This window comes from Pseudomonas sp. MN1F (assembly GCF_009391885.1).
Taxonomy (GTDB): domain Bacteria; phylum Pseudomonadota; class Gammaproteobacteria; order Pseudomonadales; family Pseudomonadaceae; genus Aquipseudomonas.
The window spans coordinates 84288-104600 of the sequence record NZ_VZII01000042.1; the positions used below are offsets into that span (position 1 = coordinate 84288).

17 protein-coding genes are annotated in these 20313 nt (G+C 63.4%); 8 read left to right on the forward strand and 9 right to left on the reverse strand.

Annotation, left to right across the window (positions count from 1 at the left end; all coding sequences use genetic code 11):
* Positions 1 to 123: 123 nt before the first annotated feature.
* The 8 genes from F6X59_RS21340 to F6X59_RS21375 form a co-directional block, all read right to left on the reverse strand.
* Positions 124 to 2046: a PrkA family serine protein kinase gene (locus F6X59_RS21340; protein ID WP_152957992.1), complete on the reverse strand. Its 1923-nt coding sequence runs from the start codon at positions 2044 to 2046 to the stop codon at positions 124 to 126.
* Positions 2047 to 2329: 283 nt separating this feature from the next.
* The gene (gene glpE / locus F6X59_RS21345; RefSeq protein ID WP_152957993.1) at positions 2330 to 2659 is read right to left on the reverse strand and encodes a thiosulfate sulfurtransferase GlpE; all 330 of its coding nucleotides are present in this window, start codon (positions 2657 to 2659) and stop codon (positions 2330 to 2332) included.
* A gap of 41 nt (positions 2660 to 2700) precedes the next feature.
* Positions 2701 to 3540: a symmetrical bis(5'-nucleosyl)-tetraphosphatase gene (locus F6X59_RS21350; protein WP_152957994.1), complete on the reverse strand. Its 840-nt coding sequence runs from the start codon at positions 3538 to 3540 to the stop codon at positions 2701 to 2703.
* Complete coding sequence (gene apaG / locus F6X59_RS21355; protein ID WP_027917463.1) at positions 3540 to 3920, reverse strand: Co2+/Mg2+ efflux protein ApaG; 381 nt, start codon at positions 3918 to 3920, stop codon at positions 3540 to 3542. Before apaG ends, F6X59_RS21350 begins: the two co-directional genes overlap by 1 nt.
* A gap of 116 nt (positions 3921 to 4036) precedes the next feature.
* The gene (gene rsmA / locus F6X59_RS21360) at positions 4037 to 4837 is read right to left on the reverse strand and encodes a 16S rRNA (adenine(1518)-N(6)/adenine(1519)-N(6))-dimethyltransferase RsmA (RefSeq protein ID WP_152957995.1); all 801 of its coding nucleotides are present in this window, start codon (positions 4835 to 4837) and stop codon (positions 4037 to 4039) included.
* A complete protein-coding gene (gene pdxA, locus F6X59_RS21365) occupies positions 4834 to 5823 on the reverse strand; it encodes a 4-hydroxythreonine-4-phosphate dehydrogenase PdxA (protein ID WP_372240480.1) in 990 nt (329 codons plus the stop codon). Before pdxA ends, rsmA begins: the two co-directional genes overlap by 4 nt.
* Complete coding sequence (locus tag F6X59_RS21370) at positions 5820 to 7139, reverse strand: peptidylprolyl isomerase (protein ID WP_261941801.1); 1320 nt, start codon at positions 7137 to 7139, stop codon at positions 5820 to 5822. The genes pdxA and F6X59_RS21370 overlap by 4 nt, the downstream gene beginning before the upstream one ends.
* A complete protein-coding gene (locus F6X59_RS21375) occupies positions 7120 to 9918 on the reverse strand; it encodes an LPS-assembly protein LptD (RefSeq protein ID WP_152957996.1) in 2799 nt (932 codons plus the stop codon). The genes F6X59_RS21370 and F6X59_RS21375 overlap by 20 nt, the downstream gene beginning before the upstream one ends.
* Before the next feature lie 130 nt (positions 9919 to 10048).
* Between F6X59_RS21375 and F6X59_RS21380 the strand changes: the two genes are divergently transcribed.
* From F6X59_RS21380 to F6X59_RS21390, 3 genes are read left to right on the forward strand one after another with little or no spacing between them, the layout of a single operon-like run.
* On the forward strand, positions 10049 to 11068 hold the full coding sequence (locus F6X59_RS21380; RefSeq protein WP_152957997.1) for an aminoglycoside phosphotransferase family protein: 1020 nt from the start codon (positions 10049 to 10051) through the stop codon (positions 11066 to 11068).
* Positions 11065 to 11736: an N-acetylmuramate alpha-1-phosphate uridylyltransferase MurU gene (gene murU / locus F6X59_RS21385; RefSeq protein ID WP_152957998.1), complete on the forward strand. Its 672-nt coding sequence runs from the start codon at positions 11065 to 11067 to the stop codon at positions 11734 to 11736. Before F6X59_RS21380 ends, murU begins: the two co-directional genes overlap by 4 nt.
* 1 nt (position 11737) lies before the next feature.
* Positions 11738 to 12502 carry a TerB family tellurite resistance protein gene (locus F6X59_RS21390; protein ID WP_152957999.1) on the forward strand — a complete coding sequence of 255 codons (765 nt, stop codon included), beginning with the start codon at positions 11738 to 11740 and terminating at the stop codon, positions 12500 to 12502.
* A gap of 32 nt (positions 12503 to 12534) precedes the next feature.
* On the opposite strand, the gene F6X59_RS21395 is transcribed toward F6X59_RS21390, so the two are convergent.
* Positions 12535 to 13533 carry an alpha/beta hydrolase family protein gene (locus tag F6X59_RS21395; protein WP_152958000.1) on the reverse strand — a complete coding sequence of 333 codons (999 nt, stop codon included), beginning with the start codon at positions 13531 to 13533 and terminating at the stop codon, positions 12535 to 12537.
* A 95-nt stretch (positions 13534 to 13628) separates the two neighbouring features.
* On the opposite strand from F6X59_RS21395, the gene F6X59_RS21400 reads away from it, so the two are divergent.
* From F6X59_RS21400 to F6X59_RS21420, 5 genes are all read left to right on the forward strand, one after another.
* On the forward strand, positions 13629 to 16016 hold the full coding sequence (locus F6X59_RS21400; protein ID WP_152958001.1) for a PAS domain S-box protein: 2388 nt from the start codon (positions 13629 to 13631) through the stop codon (positions 16014 to 16016).
* A 10-nt stretch (positions 16017 to 16026) separates the two neighbouring features.
* On the forward strand, positions 16027 to 16656 hold the full coding sequence (locus tag F6X59_RS21405; RefSeq protein WP_054885209.1) for a response regulator transcription factor: 630 nt from the start codon (positions 16027 to 16029) through the stop codon (positions 16654 to 16656).
* Between the two features lie 140 nt (positions 16657 to 16796).
* A complete protein-coding gene (locus F6X59_RS21410; protein ID WP_152958002.1) occupies positions 16797 to 17921 on the forward strand; it encodes an ABC transporter ATP-binding protein in 1125 nt (374 codons plus the stop codon).
* Between the two features lie 40 nt (positions 17922 to 17961).
* Positions 17962 to 18996 (forward strand): ABC transporter substrate-binding protein, encoded by a 1035-nt coding sequence (locus F6X59_RS21415; RefSeq protein ID WP_152958003.1) that lies wholly within the window; start codon positions 17962 to 17964, stop codon positions 18994 to 18996.
* Positions 18997 to 19056: 60 nt separating this feature from the next.
* The gene (locus F6X59_RS21420; RefSeq protein WP_103448737.1) at positions 19057 to 20304 is read left to right on the forward strand and encodes an ABC transporter permease; all 1248 of its coding nucleotides are present in this window, start codon (positions 19057 to 19059) and stop codon (positions 20302 to 20304) included.
* Positions 20305 to 20313 lie beyond the last annotated feature (9 nt).

Genomic DNA, 20313 nt, shown 5'->3' on the forward strand with positions numbered 1-20313 from the left:
CTCCGGTAGCTGGGAACAGCTGCACGCTTCAAGCTACGAGCTGCTGCACGTACAAGGCAGCAAAGCCGCCGCCGCCCGCGGCCAACAGGCCTGCCTTGGGCGTGCGGCGTGTAGCTTGCCGCCTTATTGCGATTTCCTGACCCGCAGGTACCATTCCGACAGCAGGCGCACCTGTTTGTCGGTGTAGCCACGCTCCACCATCCGCGTGACGAAGTCGTTGTGCTTCTGTTGGTCCTCCTTGCTGGCCTTGGCGTTGAAGCTGATGACCGGCAGCAGGTCCTCGGTGTTGGAGAACATTTTCTTCTCGATCACCACCCGCAGCTTCTCGTAGCTGAGCCAGCTCGGGTTTTTGCCGTTGTTGTTGGCACGGGCACGCAGGACGAAGTTGACGATCTCGTTGCGGAAGTCCTTCGGATTGCTGATGCCTGCCGGTTTCTCGATCTTTTCCAGCTCTTCGTTGAGGGCGATGCGGTTGAGGATCTCGCCAGTCTCCGGGTCGCGGTACTCCTGATCCTGGATCCAGAAGTCGGCGTACAGCACATAGCGGTCGAAGATGTTCTGGCCGTATTCGCTGTAGGACTCGAGGTAGGCAGTCTGGATTTCCTTGCCGATGAACTCGATGTAACGCGGTGCCAGGTACTCCTTCAGGTAGCGCAGGTAGCGCTCGCGTACTTCGGCCGGGAACTGTTCCTGCTCGATCTGCTGTTCCAGCACATACAGCAGGTGCACCGGGTTGGCTGCAATTTCATGCGGGTCGAAGTTGAAGACCTTGGACAGGATCTTGAAGGCGAAGCGAGTCGACAGGCCGTTCATGCCTTCGTCGACGCCCGCAGCATCGCGGTACTCCTGGATCGACTTGGCCTTGGGGTCGGTGTCCTTGAGGTTTTCGCCGTCGTAGACCCGCATCTTCGAGTAGATGTTGGAGTTCTCCGGCTCCTTGAGGCGCGAGAGTACGGTGAACTGAGCGAGCATCTTCAAGGTGTCTGGCGCGCAATGGGCCTTGGCCAGCGAGCTGTTGACCAGCAACTTGTCGTAGATCTTGATCTCGTCGCTGACGCGCAGGCAGTACGGCACCTTGACGATGTAGATCCGGTCGATGAACGCCTCGTTGTTCTTGTTGTTGCGGAAGGTGTGCCACTCCGATTCGTTGGAATGGGCCAGCAGGATACCGGTGTAGGGAATGGCTCCAAGGCCCTCGGTACTGTTGTAGTTGCCTTCCTGGGTGGCGGTAAGCAAAGGGTGCAGGACCTTGATCGGCGCCTTGAACATCTCGACGAATTCCATCAGGCCCTGGTTGGCCCGGCACAGTGCGCCCGAGTAGCTGTAGGCATCGGCGTCGTTCTGCGGGAATTCCTCGAGTTTACGGATATCCACCTTGCCGACCAGGGCAGAGATGTCCTGGTTGTTTTCGTCGCCCGGTTCAGTCTTGGCGATGGCAATCTGGTTAAGGATCGAGGGGTACAGTTTGACGACCTTGAACTTGCTGATATCGCCGCCGAATTCCTGCAGGCGCTTGGTGGCCCACGGCGACATGATGGTGTTCAGGTAGCGCCGCGAGATGCCGTACTCTTCCTCGAGAATGGCCCCGTCTTCGGTGGCATTGAACAAGCCCAGAGGGGACTCGAATACCGGTGAGCCCTTGATTGCGTAGAAGGGCACCTTTTCCATCAGCTGCTTGAGTTTCTCGGCCAGCGAAGATTTACCGCCGCCTACCGGGCCCAGCAGATAGAGGATCTGTTTCTTCTCTTCCAGGCCTTGGGCGGCATGGCGGAAGTACGAAACGATCTGGTCGATGCACTCTTCCATGCCATGGAAGTCGGCAAAGGCCGGATACCGGCGAATAACCTTGTTGGAGAAGATTCGCGACAGCCTGGAGTTGGTAGAGGTGTCGATCAGCTCTGGCTCACCGATGGCCAGCAACAGCCGTTCAGCCGCCGATGCGTAGGCACTGCGATCCTCTTTGCACAGCTCGAGGTACTCCTGCAGCGAAAGTTCTTCCTGGCGCGTGGACTCGAAGCGTTGTTGGAAGTGGCTAAAAATACTCATGACGTCACCTCGCTCGATACGTGGAGACGACGCCGGATCAGTCAGCTGATGCTGGCATGCAACCGGGGTCACCGATTGCTGTATACCCCCCAGAACACCCTGTAACGCTACCGATGACCCGCACGCCGGTGTACCGGCTCTCCCCTTTTTATGGATGGCCTGCGCTTAAGAATAGTTGGTTATCCGCAAGGTCAAGGGCGTGCGGCGGAGAAGTTGCGAACGACCGTTCGTCAGGTGGGCTGCGAGCCCGCGTGGGGCGCGGGCTGCAGTAAAAATGAAAAAATTATTCAGCAGTGCCTTGGGCGGTCTCCGCCGGGTAGGTGGTGCGCCACAGTTCGAAGCCACCATCGACGCTGTACACCTCGGAGAAGCCTTGGCCGACCAGGTAGGCGGCTGCGCTCTGGCTGGAATTGCCGTGGTAGCAGACCACCAGGGTTGGGGCATCCAGGTCGGCATTGCGGATGAACTCGGCGACCGAGTGGTTATCCAGGTGCTTGGCACCGGTGATGTGGCCGGCGGCAAAGGCTTGCGGGTCGCGAATGTCGACGACTACCGCACCTTGCGCGCGCAGTGCCAGGGCCTGCTCGGGAGGGATGCGCTTGAATTCGCTCATGGGTACGGCTTCCTTCAGGGGGGATCGTTGAGTGTAGGTGGTCAGGCCGGGAGGCGTAAGTTGCCGTCGTCGGTGCAGTCGCAGCGGTGGTATTCGCCGCTGTCGACGTTGTACAGGGTCATGGCGCCGCCCCACACGCAGCCGGTGTCGAGGGCAATGATGCCGGGTTCGTCGACCTGACCCTGAAGGGCGGCCCAGTGGCCGAAGATGATCTTCACGTGGCGCGAGCGGCGGTCCTTGTGCGCATACCAGGGCTTGTAGCCTTTGGGCGCGGTGTCCAGGCCTTCCTTGCTCTTGAGGTCGAGCTTGCCAGCGGCAGTGCAGAAGCGCATGCGGGTGAGGTAGTTGGTGATCACTCGCAAGCGTTCTACGCCGGTGAGGCTCTTGCTCCACTTGTTCGGCTCGTTGCCGTACATGCCGTCCAGGTAGGGTTGCAGGCGATTGTCGTCACGCAGTACCTGTTCGACTTCTCCGGCCAGCTGCAGCGCCTGGCCGAGGGTCCATTGCGGGGGGATGCCGGCATGTACCAGGGCTATGCCGCGGGGCTCGTCGTAATGCAGCAGTTTCTGCTGGCGTAGCCAGTCGAATAATTGGTCGGCGTCCGGCGCTTCGATGATCTCGCGCAGGGTGTCGCTTTTCTTCAGGCGCTCGACGTTGTGCCAGACGGCCAGCAGGTGCAAGTCATGGTTGCCCAGCACACACACCAGCGATTGGCGGATCGAATAGAGGTAACGCAGGGTTTCCAGCGACTCGGGGCCGCGGTTGACCAGGTCGCCGACCAGCCACAGGCGGTCGACCGCCGGGTTGAAGTTGACCCGTGCGAGCAGGCACTTGAGCGGCCCAAGGCAGCCTTGCAGGTCTCCGACGGCGTAGGTGGCCATCAGTGCAGCGCCCCGGGGACCGCGAGGCGGAAGGGGGCGATGTCGGCTTCGAAGCGCTTGCCGTCTTCGGCGAACATTTCGTAGCTGCCCTGCATGGTGCCGACGCGCGTGCTGATGACCGCGCCACTGCTGTAGGTATGGCTCTGGCCGGGCTCGATGGTCGGCTGCTGGCCGACCACGCCGGCACCGCGCACTTCCTCGACTTCGCCATCACCGTTGGTGATCAGCCAGTGGCGTGACAGCAGCTTGGCTTTGACTGAGCCGTTGTTTTGCACGGTGATGGTGTAGGCGAAGGCGAAGCGACTGCTTTCGGGGTCGGATTGGTCTTTCAGGTAACGGGTCACGACGCTGACGTCGATCTGATAGCGAGGGTCGGACATGCAAGGGCCTTGGGCGAACTGACGCAATAATGCAGTCTAGGCCATTGGGAGGGGGGAGGGCCAGCGGTGTAGGGCCCTATCGCCGGCTTGCCGGCGACAGGGCGGTGCAGGCTGAGTCAGGCTTGCTGATTGGCCAGCTGGTCGGCCAGGCGTACGAAGGCCGCCAGGTCGAGCTGTTCTGGGCGCAGGCTGCCATCTACGCCGGCGGCCTCGATGGCGGCGCTGTCGAGCAGGCCTTTGAGGGTGTTGCGCAGGGTCTTGCGACGCTGGTTGAATGCTTCACGCACCACCTGCTCCAGCAACCGCGCATCCTTGGCCGGGTGCGGCAGCACTTCGTGCGGCACCAGGCGCACGATCGCCGAGTCGACTTTCGGCGGCGGGTTGAATGCGCCTGGGCCCACGTTGAACAGGTGTTCCACACGGCAGTGGTACTGCACCATGATCGACAGGCGCCCCCAATCACCGCCGCCTGGGCCGGCAGCCATACGCTCCACCACTTCCTTCTGCAGCATGAAGTGCATGTCGCGGATCAGCCCGGCGTGGCTGAGCAGGTGGAAGATCAGCGGGGTGGAGATGTTGTAGGGCAGGTTGCCGACCACTTTCAGGCTACGCGCAGGCACGCCCAGCTGATTGAAGTCGAACTTCAGGGCATCGCCCTGGTGCAGGCGGAAATTATCGCGGCCAGCAAACTTGTGCTGCAGGATCGGCACCAGATCCTTGTCCAGTTCCACCACATCCAGCTGGGCGCCACTGCCCAGCAGGCCTTCGGTCAGGGCGCCCTGACCCGGGCCGATTTCCAGCAGGTGTTCGCCGGCCTTGGCGTTGATGGCGCGCAGGATGCGGTCGATGATGCCTGCATCGTGCAGGAAGTTCTGGCCGAAACGCTTGCGCGCCCGGTGTTGGTATTGCTCGTTCATGGTCGGTTCTCGGCCATCTGGTAGGCGGTTTCCAGGGCGACGCGCAGGCTGCCGGTGTCGACCTTGCCGCTTCCGGCCAGGTCCAGGGCAGTGCCGTGGTCGACCGATGTGCGGATGATCGGCAGGCCCAAGGTCACGTTGACTGCAGCGCCAAAGCCTTTGTACTTGAGTACGGGCAGACCCTGGTCATGGTACATCGCCAGCACTGCGTCGCAGTGCTCCAGATATTTGGGGGTAAACAGGGTATCGGCCGGCAGCGGACCGCGCAGGTCCATGCCTTCGGTGCGCAGGCGGGCCAGCGTCGGCTCGATGATGTCGATTTCTTCGCGGCCAAGATGGCCGCCTTCCCCGGCATGCGGGTTGAGGCCGCAGACCAGGATGCGCGGGTTGGCAATGCCGAACTTGTCGCGCATGTCGGCGTGCAGGATACGGGTGACCTTCTCCACACGCTCGGCAGTGATGGCGTCGGCAATGTCCCGCAGCGGCAGGTGCGTGGTCACCAGGGCGACACGCAAGCCACGGGTGGCCAGCATCATCACCACCTGGGCGGTGCTGGTCAGGTCGGCAAGGAATTCGGTATGGCCGGAGAAGGCGATACCGCTTTCGTTGATCACGCCCTTGTGCACTGGCGCGGTGATCATCCCGGCGAATTGCCCATCAAGGCAACCTTGGCCGGCACGGGTCAGCGTTTCCAGCACGAACGCCGCATTGGCCTTGTCCAGCTGGCCCGGCACCACCGGCGCGGCCAAGGGTGTATCCCACACGTACAGGCTGCCAGCAGGTGCCGGCTGCTCGGGCCATTGGCCTGGCGTTACCGGCAGCAGGCTGACGGCCAGCCCCAGCTGCGTGGCCCGCTCGGCGAGCAGGTCACGGCTGGTGATGGCAATCAGGGGATGGGGCTGGGCGTCGGCGGCGAGCAGCAGGCACAGGTCGGGGCCTATGCCGGCTGGTTCGCCGGGGGTGACGGCGAAGCGCAGGGGCTTCACTGTGCGGCCTGGTCAGCGCCAGGCAGCTTGATTTCAACGTAGGCTTCGTCGCGGATCTGGCGCAGCCAGGTCTGCAGCTCTTCGTCGTACTTGCGGTTGCGCAGCACGTTCATGGCCTGTTGCTCACGCGCCTGCTCGGTGCTGTCGGTGGCGCGGCGGCCCAGCACTTCCAGGACATGCCAGCCGTACTGGGTCTTGAACGGCTTGGTCACCACACCTTGCTGGGCGTTGGCCATCTGCTCGCGGAACTCCGGCACCAGGCTGTTCGGGTCGACCCAGTTGAGGTCGCCGCCGTTGAGTGCGGAACCCGGGTCTTCCGAGAAGCTCTTCGCCAGCTCGCCGAAGTCTTCGCCGTTCTGGATGCGCTCGTACAGGCGCTCGGCCAGCTGCTTGGTGGCCGCTTCGCTGCGGATTTCGCTTGGCTTGATCAGGATGTGGCGGACATGTACTTCGTCACGCAGCACGTTCTCGCCACCACCGCGCTTCTCCTCGAGCTTGAGGAGGATGAAGCCGTTGGGGATGCGAATGGGCTGGGTGATGTCGCCGACTGCCATGCTGCTGAGCATCTTGGCGAAGTCCGGTGGCAGCTGGGCAGCTTTACGCCAGCCCATTTCACCACCCTCAAGGGCGTTTTCGCTGGCCGAGTTGGCAATCGCCACCTGGCCGAAGTCAGCACCCTGGCGCAGTTGCTGGTACAGGTCGCCGACCTTGCGCGCAGCTTTCTGGATGTCGTCCGAGTTGGCGGCTTCCGGGGTCGGGATGAGGATGTTGGCCAGGCGGTACTCTTCCGACATCTGCATCTTGCCCATGTCCGAGGCGAGGAAGTTCTTCACTTCCTGCTCGGAAACCTGGATGCGCTCGGCAACGCGGCGCTGACGCACGCGGCTGATGATCATCTCGCGCTTGACCTGCTCACGGGCGTCGTCGAACGACAGGCCGTCATGGGCGAGGGCGGCGCGGAACTGCTCCAGGGACATGCCATTGCGCTGGGCGATGGTGCCGATGGCCTGGTTCAGCTCTTCGTCGGTGATGCGGATGCCCGAACGTTCGCCGATCTGCAACTGCAGGTTCTCGACGATCAGGCGCTCCAGTACCTGCTGCTCCAGCGCGCCAGTCGGCGGCACGCCGCCGCCGCGCTTGGCGATGGTCTGCTGCACCTCGTGGACGCGCTGGTCCAGTTGGCTCTGCATGACCACGTCGTTGTCGACGATGGCCACCACACGGTCCAGAGGTTGTACCGCGGCATGCACCGCGCCACTCAGCAATGCAGCGCCCAGCAACACCGGGCGCAGTCGATCAATAAGCTTGGTCTTCACGTGTACGGTAACCTTGAATGCCTTGGTCGAGGAACGATTCCACCTTGTTGCCTACTACGCCGCCGAGGCCTTTCAGGACGATTTGCAGGAAGATGCCGTGGTCGCCTTTTTCGTTGGCTGGCGTGGCCTGGCTGAAGTCGTCGTAGTCGACCCAGTAACGGTTGATCAGGCGCAGCTTCCAGCAGCAGTTGTCGTATTCGAAACCGCCCATGGCTTCCAGGGTGCGGTTGCGGTTGTAGTCATGCTGCCAACGGGCGATTACGTTCCATTGCGGTACCACCGGCCAGATGACCGAGAAGTCGTGCTGCTGGATCTTGTAGTAATCCTTGATGTAGTTGTCGGTGCCCGGCGTGCCATAGTCGCCGCCACCCACTTTCCAGGTACCGGTGGTGGAGTCGTAGGCGATGGTGTCGTTGCGGTAGCGATAGCCGAAGTTGACGATCTTGTTCGGATTGTCTTCAGGCTGGTAGTGGAACATCGCGCTGCCCGAACGGGTGCTGCGGCTGTCCGGGTCCCAGTTGAAGTCCGAATTGAAGCGCCAGTCGCGGTTGAAGTAGTAGTTGTACAGCAACGCGTACGGCGATACATCCGACTGCGAATCCTGGCGGGTTCGGTAATCGATGCCTGGCAACTGGACCTTGCGGTCCTTGAAGTAGTACGCCTGGCCGATGCTGAAGTTCTGCCGCTCGAAGCCGTTGTCCTCGATCCAGCGGGTGGTCACGCCCAGAGACAGCTTGTTCTCGTCACCGATGCGGTCGGTGCCGGAGAAACGGTTGTCACGGAACAGCGAGTCGTAGCTGAACAGCGTTTCACCTGTGTCGAACAGCGGGATGTCCTTCTGGTCCTTGTACGGGACGTAGAGGTAGTACAGACGCGGTTCGAGGGTCTGGCGGTAGTTGGTACCGAACAGCGAGGTGTTGCGGTCGAAGTACAGACCGCTGTCAATCGAGGCGATTGGAATGTCCCGGTTCAGCGTGCTGTTGTAACTGCCGTATGCCGGGTTGGCCGATTGCGTGATCGCTTGCGCCTGGCCCTGGCTGTCCAGATCAAGGTCGTAGTGCGTGTATGCATACTTCAGCTTGGGCGTGATGTAGCCATAGCTGGCTTGCATCGGCAGGCTGATCGACGGCGCGACATTCAAGCGTGTGCCGTTGGCCCGTGCAATGCCACTGATGTTCTGGTCCAGGCGGCGTCCATCGGCACCGGCGGTGGTATCCAGGTTGCCGTCCTTGTCGAACACAGTGTCATTCTTCAGGTCACGATCGAAGCGCACGGCCTCTGTCTCGTAGCTGAGATCGAACCCGCTTGGATGATAAGGCAGCATGCCGTTGAGGGTGATCTGCGGTAGCTTGTCGTACGGGGTGATCTGCGACAGGGTCGCCATTTCGTACGCTTGCGCATTCAGGCGAGCGGTGTAGCTGTCGCCACGCCAGGTCAGGGCACCCTGCTGGTTGACCACGTCTCGGCTCTCTACGCCAATCTGGTCAGACTCCAGATCCTGGAAATAGAACGGATCACTGATATCGGTGTAGTCAACTTCAGTCATCAGGCGCTCGTCCAAGCCACCTTTGTGCTGCCAGTTGATCATCCAGCGTTCTTTCTTGTAGTCCGTCTGCAGCTTGCGATCGTCGTCCTCGTCATTGAGGTACGCGCCGCCGAACTGCCCTTCGCTGGATTTGGTCAGGTAGCGGAACTCGCCTTCCATCAGCAGGCCGCGTTTGGCCATGTAGCGCGGGTACAACGTGGCGTCATAGTTGGGCGCCAGGTTGAAGTAGTAAGGCGTGACCAGCATGAAGCCGGTGTCGCTGGAACTGCTGAACGACGGCGGCAGGAAGCCGGACTGGCGACGGTCGTCGATCGGGAAGTAGATGTACGGTGTGTAGAGCACCGGGAAATCTTTGACCCGCAGGGTGACGTTGGTCGCGGTACCGAAACCGGTCGCCGGGTTCAGGGTGATGTTGTTGCCCTTCAGCTGCCAGGCGTTGCTGCCGGGTTCGCAGGTGGTGTACGTACCGTCCTTCAGACGGATGATGGCGTTTTCACCACGCTTGGCGTACAGGGCGTTGCCGCGAATGTGCGACTTGTGCATCACGTATTCGGCGTTGTCGACCTGGGCTTCGCCAGTATCGAGCTGAATCTGGGCCTCGTCACCGACCACCAGCGAGCCGTTGTCGCGGATCTTGACGTTGCCCTTGAGCTCGCCACGGTTCTCGGCCTGGTACAGGTTGGCCTCGTCGGCTTCAGCCTGCATGCTGCCCTGGCGCATGACCACGTCACCCGCGAGGGTAGCGATCTGCTGCTCCTGCTGGTACTTGGATACCTTGGCGTTGATGTAGGTCGGCGACTCGTCCTTCGGTGTAGAGTCGGCCATGCCTGGGCGAGTGGGCTCGATGTACGCGCCACCGCAGTACGGGCCGGTTTCGGCCAGTTGGGCGGCAGTGAGCTTCTCGCGTGGAACCCAGTCGAGGTGGCTGTAGTCTTCGCTGCGCGACTTCAGGCCACGGCCCTTGGCCTCGGTGACCAGCATCGGCTTGTCAGCGGACTCGGTCGGCTCGGCTTCGGTGCCCGAAGTGAGCGCGGCGCCTTCATGCACCGGGCGCGGAGGCAGGTTGTTGGCTGGGGTCTTGGGCTTGCAGTCCCAACCACCGGAGGCGGACACTTGGCAGTCGAACTGCTCGGCTGCCACCGCATAAGGGGTGGCAAGAGGTTGCATGGCCAGCAGACCGCCGGTTACCAGCAACGGAAACTTTCTACGAAACGCGGGGGATTTCAATGCCATCTTATTAGTCCGGGCTTCCTGCGTGCCATCTGCCCGCGTGTGGGGCCGCACGCCTCTCGATGGTCTGAAAAAGATGCTGGATAATAAAGCATGACCCGCTTGACGGCTAGGGCCGTCGGAGACCCTTGTAATGCCTGAACACGATGTACGCCTGCAACAACTGACTGTCTGGCTCCATGAGCAGCTCGATCAACTTTTCCGCGACCACGCCTGGGGCGAGGTGCCCGAGGGCAGCCTGACCGCCGCCAGCAGCGATGCCAGCTTCCGCCGTTACTTCCGCTGGCAGGGGGCAGGCCACAGTTTCGTGATCATGGACGCGCCACCGCCTCAGGAAAACTGCCGACCATTCGTCGCCATTGACCATCTGCTGGCCAGCGCAGGCGTGCATGTGCCGCAGATCCATGCGCAGGACCTGGAACGCGGCTTCCTGTTGCTGGGTGATCTGGGCCACCAGACCTACCTGGACATCATTCAGGCCGACAACGCCGATGGCCTGTTCGCCGATGCGATCGACGCCCTGCTGGCCTTCCAGCGCTTGCCGATGGATGCGCCGTTGCCCAGCTATGACGACGCCTTGCTGCGCCGTGAGGTCGAGCTGTTCCCGGAGTGGTATGTTGGCCGTGAGCTCGGCCTGGCCCTCACTGAGGCACAGAAGGCCAGCTGGCAGCGTATCAGCCAGCTGCTGATCGACAGCGCCCTGGCCCAGCCCAAGGTGCTGGTGCACCGTGACTACATGCCGCGCAACCTGATGCAGAGCACCCCGAACCCAGGCGTGCTGGACTTCCAGGACGCGGTCTACGGCCCGGTCACCTACGACATCACCTGCCTGTTCAAGGATGCATTCCTCAGCTGGCCGCAGGCGCAGGTCGAAGGCTGGCTGCGCAGCTACTGGGAGCAGGCGCAGGCCGCGGGCATTCCGGTGCAGCCTGTGTTCGACGATTTCCAGCGTGCCAGCGACCTGATGGGCGTGCAACGCCACCTCAAAGTGATCGGTATCTTCGCGCGAATCTGCCATCGTGACGGAAAACCGCGTTATCTGGCCGACGTCCCGCGATTCTTCGCCTATATAGATGAAGTGGTCAGCCGTCGCCCGGAGCTTGCCGAACTGGGGCAGCTGATCGCCGAGTTGCAAGCCGGAGCGCGTGCATGAAGGCGATGATTCTTGCAGCAGGCAAAGGCGAGCGCATGCGCCCGCTGACCCTGCATACCCCAAAACCGCTGGTGCCAGTCGCGGGTCAGCCACTGATCGAGTATCACCTGCGTGCGCTGGCGGCGGCCGGGTTTACCGAGGTGGTGATCAACCATGCCTGGCTTGGCCAGCAGATCGAAGACCATCTGGGCGATGGCAGCCGGTTCGGCCTGCGCATCCGCTACTCGGCCGAAGGTGAGCCGCTGGAAACCGGCGGCGGAATCTTCAAGGCCCTGCCATTGCTAGGGGATGAACCGTTCGCCCTGATCAACGGCGATGTCTGGACTGACTATGACTTCAGCCTCTTGCGCGCTCCGCTGCACGGGCTGGCGCATCTGGTGCTGGTCGACAACCCCGGCCATCACGGGCGTGGCGATTTCCGCTTGAGCGAGGATCGGGTGATCGATGGTGACGACACCCCCGGTACGCTGACCTTCAGCGGCCTGTCGGTGCTGCACCCGGCATTGTTCGAAGGGTGCCAGGCGGGCGCCTTCAAGCTGGCGCCGTTGCTGCGCCAGGCGATGGCCTCGGGCCAGGTGAGTGGCGAGCACTACCGTGGCCATTGGGTAGATGTCGGTACCCTTGAGCGCTTGGCCGAGGCCGAGCGCTTGATCGGCGAGCGCGCCTGACATGTGGTGGCCAGGCACGGTGATCGGGCTAGGCGCAGGCTTTGCGGTCGCCAATATTCCGGGCGCGCTGCTCGGTGCCTTGCTCGGCCAGGCAATGGACCGACGCATCCGTTTGCAGGGCTGGGAAGACATGCGCGAGCGCCTGGGTGGTCGCCCGGCGCTGCAAGACGATGAGTTGCTGTTCGTGCTGCTCGGGCGGCTGGCCAAGAGCGATGGCCGTGTGGCCGAGCAGCACATCCAGCAGGCGCGGCAGGAAATGGTCCGCCTGGACATGGCCGAGGCTGCGCGTTTACGGGCGATAGCCGCGTTCAACCGGGGCAAGGCCGGCAAGGACCGGCTGACTGGCCACCTGCGCCGCATCCGCCTGCAACCGCATGCTGCCGAGGGCACCTTGCGCGCTTGCTGGCGCATGGCCTGGGCCGACGGCAAGGCCGGGCGGCGTGAGCGTGAACTGTTGCTGGAGTGGGGGCACAAGCTGGGCCTGAGCCGGCGCCAGGTGCAGGCGATGTCGCTGGAGTACGAGCCGCGCAAGGCGCCGGTGTCAGCCGGTGTGATGAACTACGCGGCGGCGCTGCGCTTGCTGGGCGTTGAGGCCGACACTGAAGGGGACCAGGTCAAACAGGCTTACCGGCGCCTGGTCAGCAAGCATCATCCAGACAAGCTGGCGGGCAGCGGAGCAAGCGAGGCGCAAGTGCGCGAAGCGACCGAGCGCACCCGTGAACTGCACCAGGCCTACGCCATCGTTCGCAAGCGGCGTGGGTTCTAGAAGGGGGCGCACAGCGCCCCTGGCCATCCGAACTACGGTTGCGGGCTCATCCAGCCCCGAACTCTGCGGAACAATTGCTCCTGTTCACCGTCCTTGTTGGCTGGCATGGCAATCAGCGACAGCTGCTTGTACTGGCTGTCCTTCTGCCGCTTGCTGGCCTGCAAGCGCTGCGCCGCAGCATTGCGGTCGCCGCTACGGGTGGCATAGAAAAGGTCGGCCGTCGGTACCTTGAGGGTTGGTGTCAGGCTTTCCAGGCCGTGTTCGACCCGGGCCGGCGTCTGTGCGGCCACCATCACCAGCTTCTGCACCTGTGGCGGTTGCTTCTCGCTCAGGTAGCGCGCCGCCCAGTAGGCGCCGCTGCCGTGGCCGATCAGCACGATGCTGCGCGAATTGTGCTGCTGGGCATAGGCCACGGCAGCATCCAGGCGGGCGAAGACGCGTTCGGCGTCGGCCACGTCGTTCTGTTCGCTGGCTTGCACGGCGTCGGTGCTTTCTGCGGCATCGGCGTCGGCGGCGGTGGCCTGGGCGACGTTGGCGTTGGCGTCGGCGGGGGTGTCCTTGGCCGGTGCGCTTTCGCCTGCTTTCTTCTCCGGCGCAGGCGCCGGCTTGGCCTCTACCCGCGCCTGCGGAGCGTCGGCTAGCAGGTCGGGCAGGCTCACGCTCAGGCTGTGCCAGCCGATATCCGGGAACTTGCGCCGCAGCGGACCGACAGCGTTGGGCCAGTCGGCATTCTCGCCAGCGCCTGGGACGATGATCACGGCACCTTGCGGATCACTGTCGTTGGCGGGCTTCCACAGGGCCAGGAAGCTGTCTGCTCCGGCCTGCAGGGTCTGTTGCTCGGCTTTCGGGGCCAGGCGCTCCAGGGCTTGCGCGTCTTCCTGGCTGCGCTCCAGCAGGGGCGGGCGTGGCGCCGGCTCGGCGGGCGCCTCGGCTGCTGCCTGTGGCTTGGCGGCATCAGCGGCCAGGGCGCCGAGAGGTAGGAGCGAGGCCAGGCAGCACATTGCCAGCGTCGTGCGATAAAGTGTGGACATGAATCAACCCAAGGCCAGAATGATACCGGCAGCCTAATAGTATTTGCCCGCGGCGGCCATGCTGCATGGCCGCCCTTGCCAAGACGAGCGTGTAGATGAAGCGATTGCGTCGCCTGTTGGTTATCGGCTGGTTGTGCCTGCCCTTGATCGCGCTGGCACGGCCAGAGGTGCCGCCGCCCGTCGCGCTGGAGCCGGCCCAGCAGCAATGGCTCGAAAGCCACCGCAGCTTGCGTGTCGGCCTGGTGCTGCAGGCGCCTTACGCGCAGTTCGACCGCCGTCTCCAGCAACTCTACGGCGCCAACGTCGAGTTGGTGAACTGGCTAGGGCAAGCGCTGGGCCTGGACCTGACCTGGCGTAACTTCACCGACCAGGCCAGCCTTGAACATGCTTTGCAGGCCGGGGAGATCGATTTCGCCCCGGGACTGACGCAAACCCCGGCCAGCTTGCGCCTGTGGCTGTTCAGCGACCCCTACATGCGGGTACCGCAGCTGGTGGTGGGGGCGCGTACGGGGGCGATGGCGGTAGAGCTGGAAAAGCTCGATGCGCAAACCCGCGTCGCGGTGCGCATGCCCAGCGTTCTAGCCGACTATCTACGCGGTAATTACAGCGGCCTCAATCTGCAGGGCGTGCCTGGCGAACGCGAAGCGTTGCAACTGGTGGTCGCTGGCCAGGCCAGTTACGCCGTGCTCGATGAGGCTCAACTGAGCCGGCTGTCACGCGAGAGCGAGTTCGCCGAGCTGGTGGTGGTGGGTGATATTGGCTTGCCGCAGTTGCTGCGGGTGGGGTCGCGACGCGACTGGCCGGTGCTCGCCGATGTGCTCGAGCGCGGGCTGCAGGCCATGCCGGCCAAGGAGCTGGAACAACTTCACCAGCGTTGGTTGCAACCTAAGTACCCGCGCTTGAGCGAGTCGCCTGGCTTCTGGCAGAACCTGGCCTTGCTGTCCGCCATGTTGCTGTTGTGCGCCCTGGCCACGCTGGTGTGGCAGCGTCGGCAGCAACGCCAGCTGGAGCGCAGCCTGTTGGCCGCACGGGAAAGCCTGACCGAGCGGCAGGGGCGCGAAGAGGCGCTGCGCCTGAGCCAGTTCGCCATCGATCAGAGCACGGTGGGCATTCTCTGGGTCAACTGGGACAGCCATGTGCGCTACGCCAACCATGCGGTGGAGGACATGCTCGGCTATGCCGAGGCCGAGTTGCTGGAGCGCCCGCTGATCGACTTCGAGCCGAACCTGACCATGGACCGCTGGCTCGAACTGTGGAAAAGGGCCCGGGCGGGCGATGGCGGTGCCCGGCAATTTGAAACCCAGTGCCGGCGCGCCGATGGCAGCTTGCTGCCGGTGGAGCTGTCGCTCAGCTTCCTGCGTTTTCGCGATGCCGAGTACTTGGTGGTGTACCTCGCCGACGTCACCGAGCGCCATCGCGCCCTGGCAGCATTGCGCGAAAGCGAGGCGCGGCTCAAGGGCATCGCCGGCAACGTGCCGGGCCTGGTGTTCCGCCTTGAACCGGCGCCTGCCGAAGGTGAGCCGGAATTTCCTTACATCAGCGAGGGCAGCGAGGCGCTGGTCGGCTACACGCCCGCGCAGATCCAGCACCCGCTGATGGGGTTGCGCAATCTCGTTCATCCAGACGATCGGGCCGACTATCACCAGGTGCAGGATCTGGCCATCGCCAGCGATCAGGACTGGTCGTGGCAAGGGCGCATCCTCACGCGGCAGGGCGAGCAACGCTGGGCCGACATCAAGGCCAGTGCCCGCCGCTTGCCCAATGGCCGGGTGGCCTGGGACGGTATCGTCTGGGACATCACCCAAGGCAAGCGCGCCGAGCTGGCGCTGGCTCAATCACAGGAGCAGCTGCGCGAACTGTCAGCGCACCTGGAGAGCGTGCGCGAAGAAGAAAAGGCCCGTATCGCCCGTGAAGTGCACGATGAGCTGGGGCAGATGCTGACCGTGCTGAAGCTGGAAGTGTCGATGTGCGAGCTGGCGTTTGCCGAACTGGATCCTGGTCTGCACGAGCGTCTGGGCAGCATGAAGCGCCTGATTGCCCAGCTGTTCCAGCTGGTGCGCGACGTCGCCACCGCGCTGCGCCCACCGATCCTCGACGCAGGCATCGCCTCGGCCATCGAATGGCAGGCGCGGCGCTTTGAAGCGCGTACGCAGATACCCTGTCTGGTACAGGTACCGGATAATCTGCCAGCATTGAGCGATGCCAAGGCCACCGGCCTGTTCCGCATTCTGCAGGAGGCCTTGACCAACGTGATGCGCCATGCGCAGGCGCACAGCGTGGAGATCGAGCTGGTGCGTGAGGACGGGCAATTGCGCATGACCGTCAGCGACGATGGCAGCGGATTTTGCCGGGACCAGCCCCGGCCCACGTCGTTCGGCCTGGTCGGTGTGCGTGAGCGGGTGCTGATGCTCGGTGGCACCATGGCGCTGGACAGTGAACCAGGCGAGGGCACCAGCCTGAGCGTGGCCATTCCCTTGGAGTAGGAGAGCGAGCGTGATTCGAGTGCTGGTGGCCGAAGACCACACCATTGTCCGGGAAGGCATCAAACAGTTGATCGGCCTGGCCAAAGACATGCAGGTGGCAGGGGAGGCCGGGAATGGCGAGCAGTTGCTCGAAACCCTGCGCCACACGCCTTGTGAGGTGGTGTTGCTGGATATCTCCATGCCGGGGGTGAATGGCCTGGAAGCGATCCCGCGTATCCGCGCGCTGCACGATGCCCCGGCGATCCTGATGCTGTCGATGCACGATGAGGCGCAGATGGCTGCCCGTGCGCTGAAAGCTGGCGCTGCGGGCTATGCGACCAAGGACAGCGACCCGGCCCTGTTGCTCACGGCGATTCGCCGGGTGGCAGGCGGCGGGCGCTATATCGACCCGGCGCTGGCCGACCGCATGGTCTTCGAGGTAGGCCTGACCGAGACCCGGCCACTGCACACGCTGTTGTCGGAGCGCGAATTCTCGGTGTTCGAGCGCCTGGCCCAGGGTGCCAACGTCAACGACATCGCCCAGCAGCTGGCGCTGTCGAGCAAGACCATCAGCACCCACAAGGCCAGGTTGATGCAGAAGCTCAAGGTCAATTCGCTGGCGGAGCTGGTGAAGTACGCCATGGAGCACAAGCTGGTCTGATTGCGACATCCTTGTAGGGATCGCCCTACAGAAAATCTTCCACCGGGATGATGGCATTCTCTCAGGGCCGCCGATTTCCGCGCGCTTGCGGCTCTTCTACTCTGTTGCCTACGCAGTCATTCCAACAAGAAGGTGCAGGCATGAGCGAGGCGAATTCGAACGCTGCCACCAGTGAGACGCTGGTCAGCTTCCGTGGTGTGCAGAAGAGCTACGACGGCGAGTCGCTGATCGTCAAAAACCTCAACCTGGACATTCGCAAGGGTGAATTCCTCACCCTGCTCGGCCCCTCCGGCTCGGGCAAGACCACCAGCCTGATGATGCTGGCCGGTTTCGAAACCCCCACCGCCGGTGAGATCCAGCTGGCCGGGCGTTCGATCAACAACGTGCCGCCGCACAAGCGCGACATCGGCATGGTGTTCCAGAACTACGCATTGTTCCCGCACATGACCGTGGCCGAGAACCTGGCCTTCCCGCTGAGCGTACGCGGCCTGAGCAAGACCGACATCAGCGAGCGGGTCAAGCGGGTGCTGAACATGGTCCAGCTCGATGCCTTCGCCAAGCGTTACCCCGGCCAGCTTTCCGGTGGCCAGCAGCAGCGTGTGGCGCTGGCCCGGGCACTGGTGTTCGAGCCTCAGCTGGTGTTGATGGACGAACCGCTGGGTGCCCTCGACAAGCAACTGCGTGAACACATGCAGATGGAGATCAAGCACATCCACCAGCGCCTGGGCGTGACCGTGGTCTACGTGACCCACGACCAGGGCGAGGCACTGACCATGTCCGACCGCGTGGCGGTGTTCCACCAGGGCGAGATCCAGCAGATCGCCGACCCGCGCACCCTTTATGAAGAGCCCTGCAACACCTTCGTCGCCAACTTCATCGGCGAGAACAACCGTATCAACGGCACCCTGCTGGCCAGCGATGGCAAGCGCTGCCAGGTGCAGCTGGCCCGTGGCGAGCGCGTCGAGGCGCTGGCGGTGAACGTCGGCCAGGCCGGCGAGCCCGTGACCCTGTCGGTTCGCCCCGAACGCGTGCGCCTCAACGGCCACAGCGAAAGCTGCGTCAACCGCTTCTCCGGCCGCGTGGCCGAGTTCATCTACCTGGGCGACCACGTACGGGTGCGCCTGGAAGTCTGCGGCAAGGCCGACTTCTTCGTGAAGCAGCCGATCGCCGAGCTCGACCCGGCGCTGGCCGTGGGCGATGTGGTACCGCTGGGCTGGGAGGTGGAGCACGCCCGCGCGCTCGATCCGATTGCCGAAGCCCACTGATGGATTGCTTCACCAACCCTGTACTGTGGAGAGAATAATAATGCGCAAGCAGTTGAAACTGACCGCCCTGGCCCTCGGCCTGTGCGCCGTTGGCCAGAGCATGGCGGCGGACCTGACCGTGGTTTCCTTCGGTGGTGCCAACAAGGCGGCCCAGGTCAAGGCGTTCTACGAGCCGTGGGAGAAGGCCGGCAATGGCAAGATCGTCGCGGGCGAGTACAACGGTGAGATGGCCAAGGTCAAAGCCATGGTCGACACCAAGAGCGTGTCGTGGAACCTGGTGGAGGTGGAGTCGCCAGAGTTGGCCCGTGGTTGCGACGAAGGCATGTTCGAGGAGCTCGACCCGGCGCTGTTTGGCAACGAGTCCGATTATGTGAAGGGCGCCATCCAGCCATGCGGCGTGGGCTTCTTCGTATGGTCCACGGTGCTGGCCTACAACGCCGACAAGCTCAAGACCGCACCTACCAGCTGGGCCGACTTCTGGGACACGCAGAAATTCCCGGGCAAGCGTGGCCTGCGCAAAGGCGCCAAGTACACCCTCGAATTCGCTCTGATGGCCGACGGCGTTGCGCCGAAGGATGTGTATCAGGTGCTGGGCACCAAGGAGGGCGTGGACCGCGCCTTCAAGAAGCTCGACGAGCTCAAGCCGAGCATCCAGTGGTGGGAAGCCGGCGCCCAGCCGCCACAGTACCTGGCCTCGGGTGACGTGGTCATGAGCTCGGCCTACAACGGCCGTATCGCCGCCGTGCAGAAAGAGAGCAACCTCAAGGTGGTGTGGAACGGCGGCATCTACGACTTCGACGCCTGGGCGATCCCGAAAGGCGCCAAGGATCTGGACCAGGCGAAGAAGTTCATCGCCTACACCGTGAAGCCCGAGCAGCAGAAGACCTACTCCGAGAACATCGCCTACGGCCCGGCCAACTCCAAGGCCGTACCACTGCTGGCCGATGCGGTGAAGAAGGACATGCCGACCACGCCTGAGAACATCGCCAACCAGGTGCAGATCGACGTGGCCTTCTGGGCCGACAACAGCGAGCAGCTGGAGCAACGCTTCAACGCCTGGGCGGCGAAGAAGTAACAACCCGGGAAGCGGGGCTGCGCAGCAGCCCCAATTTCAGCCTGTATCGCGGAGTTCGCCATGGCCATTGCAGTGCCCCTCAACGAAGGCGCAGGTCCAAGCCTCAAGCAGCGCCTCAAGCATGCCGAGCGGGTTAACCGCTGGAAGGCGCAGGCGTTGATCGCGCCGCTGGCGCTGTTTCTCCTGTTGGTGTTCCTGGTGCCGATCGCGGCGCTGCTGTACAAGAGCGTCGGCAACCCGGAAGTGGTCGGTGGCCTGCCGCGCACGGTCGAGGTGATCAGCCAGTGGGACGGCAAAAGCCTGCCCGGCGAAGACGTCTACAAGGCGCTGAGCCAGGACCTGGCCGAATCGCGCAAGAACCAGACCCTGGGCGACCTCTCCAAGCGCCTGAACATGGAGCTGGCCGGCTACCGCAGCCTGCTGGCCAAGACTGCTCGGGCGCTGCCGTTCAAGGCCGAGCCTGCCTCTTATAAAGATGCCTTGCAGGCACTCGACGAGCGTTGGGGCGACCCGGCCTACTGGCAGGCAATCCGCCGCAATACCAGTTCGGTGACCTCGTTCTACCTGCTGGCTTCGCTCGACCACCGTATCGATGACCTCGGCGAGCTGGCCAAGGCCACCCCCGACCAGGCTATCTACCTGGATATCTTTGCCCGCACTCTGTGGATGGGTGTGGTGATCACCGCCATCTGCCTGGTGTTGGCCTATCCGCTGGCCTACCTGCTGGCCAACCTGCCGACCCGGCAGAGCAACCTGCTGATGATCCTGGTGCTGCTGCCGTTCTGGACCTCGATCCTGGTGCGGGTGGCTGCGTGGATCGTGCTGCTGCAGTCCGGTGGCCTGATCAACAGCGCGCTGATGGCGATGGGCATCATCGACCAGCCGCTGGAGCTGGTGTTCAACCGCACCGGCGTGTACATCTCGATGGTGCACATCCTGCTGCCGTTCATGATCCTGCCGCTGTACAGCGTGATGAAAGGCATTTCGCCGAGCTACATGCGTGCGGCGATTTCGCTGGGCTGCCACCCGTTCGCCAGCTTCTGGCGGGTGTACTTCCCGCAGACCTACGCCGGCGTGGGTGCCGGTTGCCTGCTGGTGTTCATCCTGGCCATCGGCTACTACATCACCCCGGCGCTGCTCGGCAGCCCGAACGACCAGATGGTCAGCTACTTCGTCGCCTTCTACACCAACACCAGCATCAACTGGGGCATGGCTACCGCCCTGGGCGGGCTGTTGCTGCTGGCGACCGTGCTGTTGTACCTGATCTATAGCTGGCTGGTCGGCGCCAGCCGCCTGCGCCTGAGCTGAGGAGCCTTG

Bases quoted from the DNA above. Each gene is read 5' to 3' on its own strand.
- F6X59_RS21340 (WP_152957992.1), bottom strand. From the start codon at position 2,046: ATGAGTATTTTTAGCCACTTCCAACAACGCTTCGAGTCCACGCGCCAG.
- glpE (WP_152957993.1), bottom strand. From the start codon at position 2,659: ATGAGCGAATTCAAGCGCATCCCTCCCGAGCAGGCCCTGGCACTGCGC.
- F6X59_RS21350 (WP_152957994.1), bottom strand. From the start codon at position 3,540: ATGGCCACCTACGCCGTCGGAGACCTGCAAGGCTGCCTTGGGCCGCTC.
- apaG (WP_027917463.1), bottom strand. From the start codon at position 3,920: ATGTCCGACCCTCGCTATCAGATCGACGTCAGCGTCGTGACCCGTTAC.
- rsmA (WP_152957995.1), bottom strand. From the start codon at position 4,837: ATGAACGAGCAATACCAACACCGGGCGCGCAAGCGTTTCGGCCAGAAC.
- F6X59_RS21375 (WP_152957996.1), bottom strand. From the start codon at position 9,918: ATGGCATTGAAATCCCCCGCGTTTCGTAGAAAGTTTCCGTTGCTGGTA.
- F6X59_RS21380 (WP_152957997.1), top strand. From the start codon at position 10,049: ATGCCTGAACACGATGTACGCCTGCAACAACTGACTGTCTGGCTCCAT.
- murU (WP_152957998.1), top strand. From the start codon at position 11,065: ATGAAGGCGATGATTCTTGCAGCAGGCAAAGGCGAGCGCATGCGCCCG.
- F6X59_RS21390 (WP_152957999.1), top strand. From the start codon at position 11,738: ATGTGGTGGCCAGGCACGGTGATCGGGCTAGGCGCAGGCTTTGCGGTC.
- F6X59_RS21395 (WP_152958000.1), bottom strand. From the start codon at position 13,533: ATGTCCACACTTTATCGCACGACGCTGGCAATGTGCTGCCTGGCCTCG.
- F6X59_RS21400 (WP_152958001.1), top strand. From the start codon at position 13,629: ATGAAGCGATTGCGTCGCCTGTTGGTTATCGGCTGGTTGTGCCTGCCC.
- F6X59_RS21410 (WP_152958002.1), top strand. From the start codon at position 16,797: ATGAGCGAGGCGAATTCGAACGCTGCCACCAGTGAGACGCTGGTCAGC.
- F6X59_RS21415 (WP_152958003.1), top strand. From the start codon at position 17,962: ATGCGCAAGCAGTTGAAACTGACCGCCCTGGCCCTCGGCCTGTGCGCC.
- F6X59_RS21420 (WP_103448737.1), top strand. From the start codon at position 19,057: ATGGCCATTGCAGTGCCCCTCAACGAAGGCGCAGGTCCAAGCCTCAAG.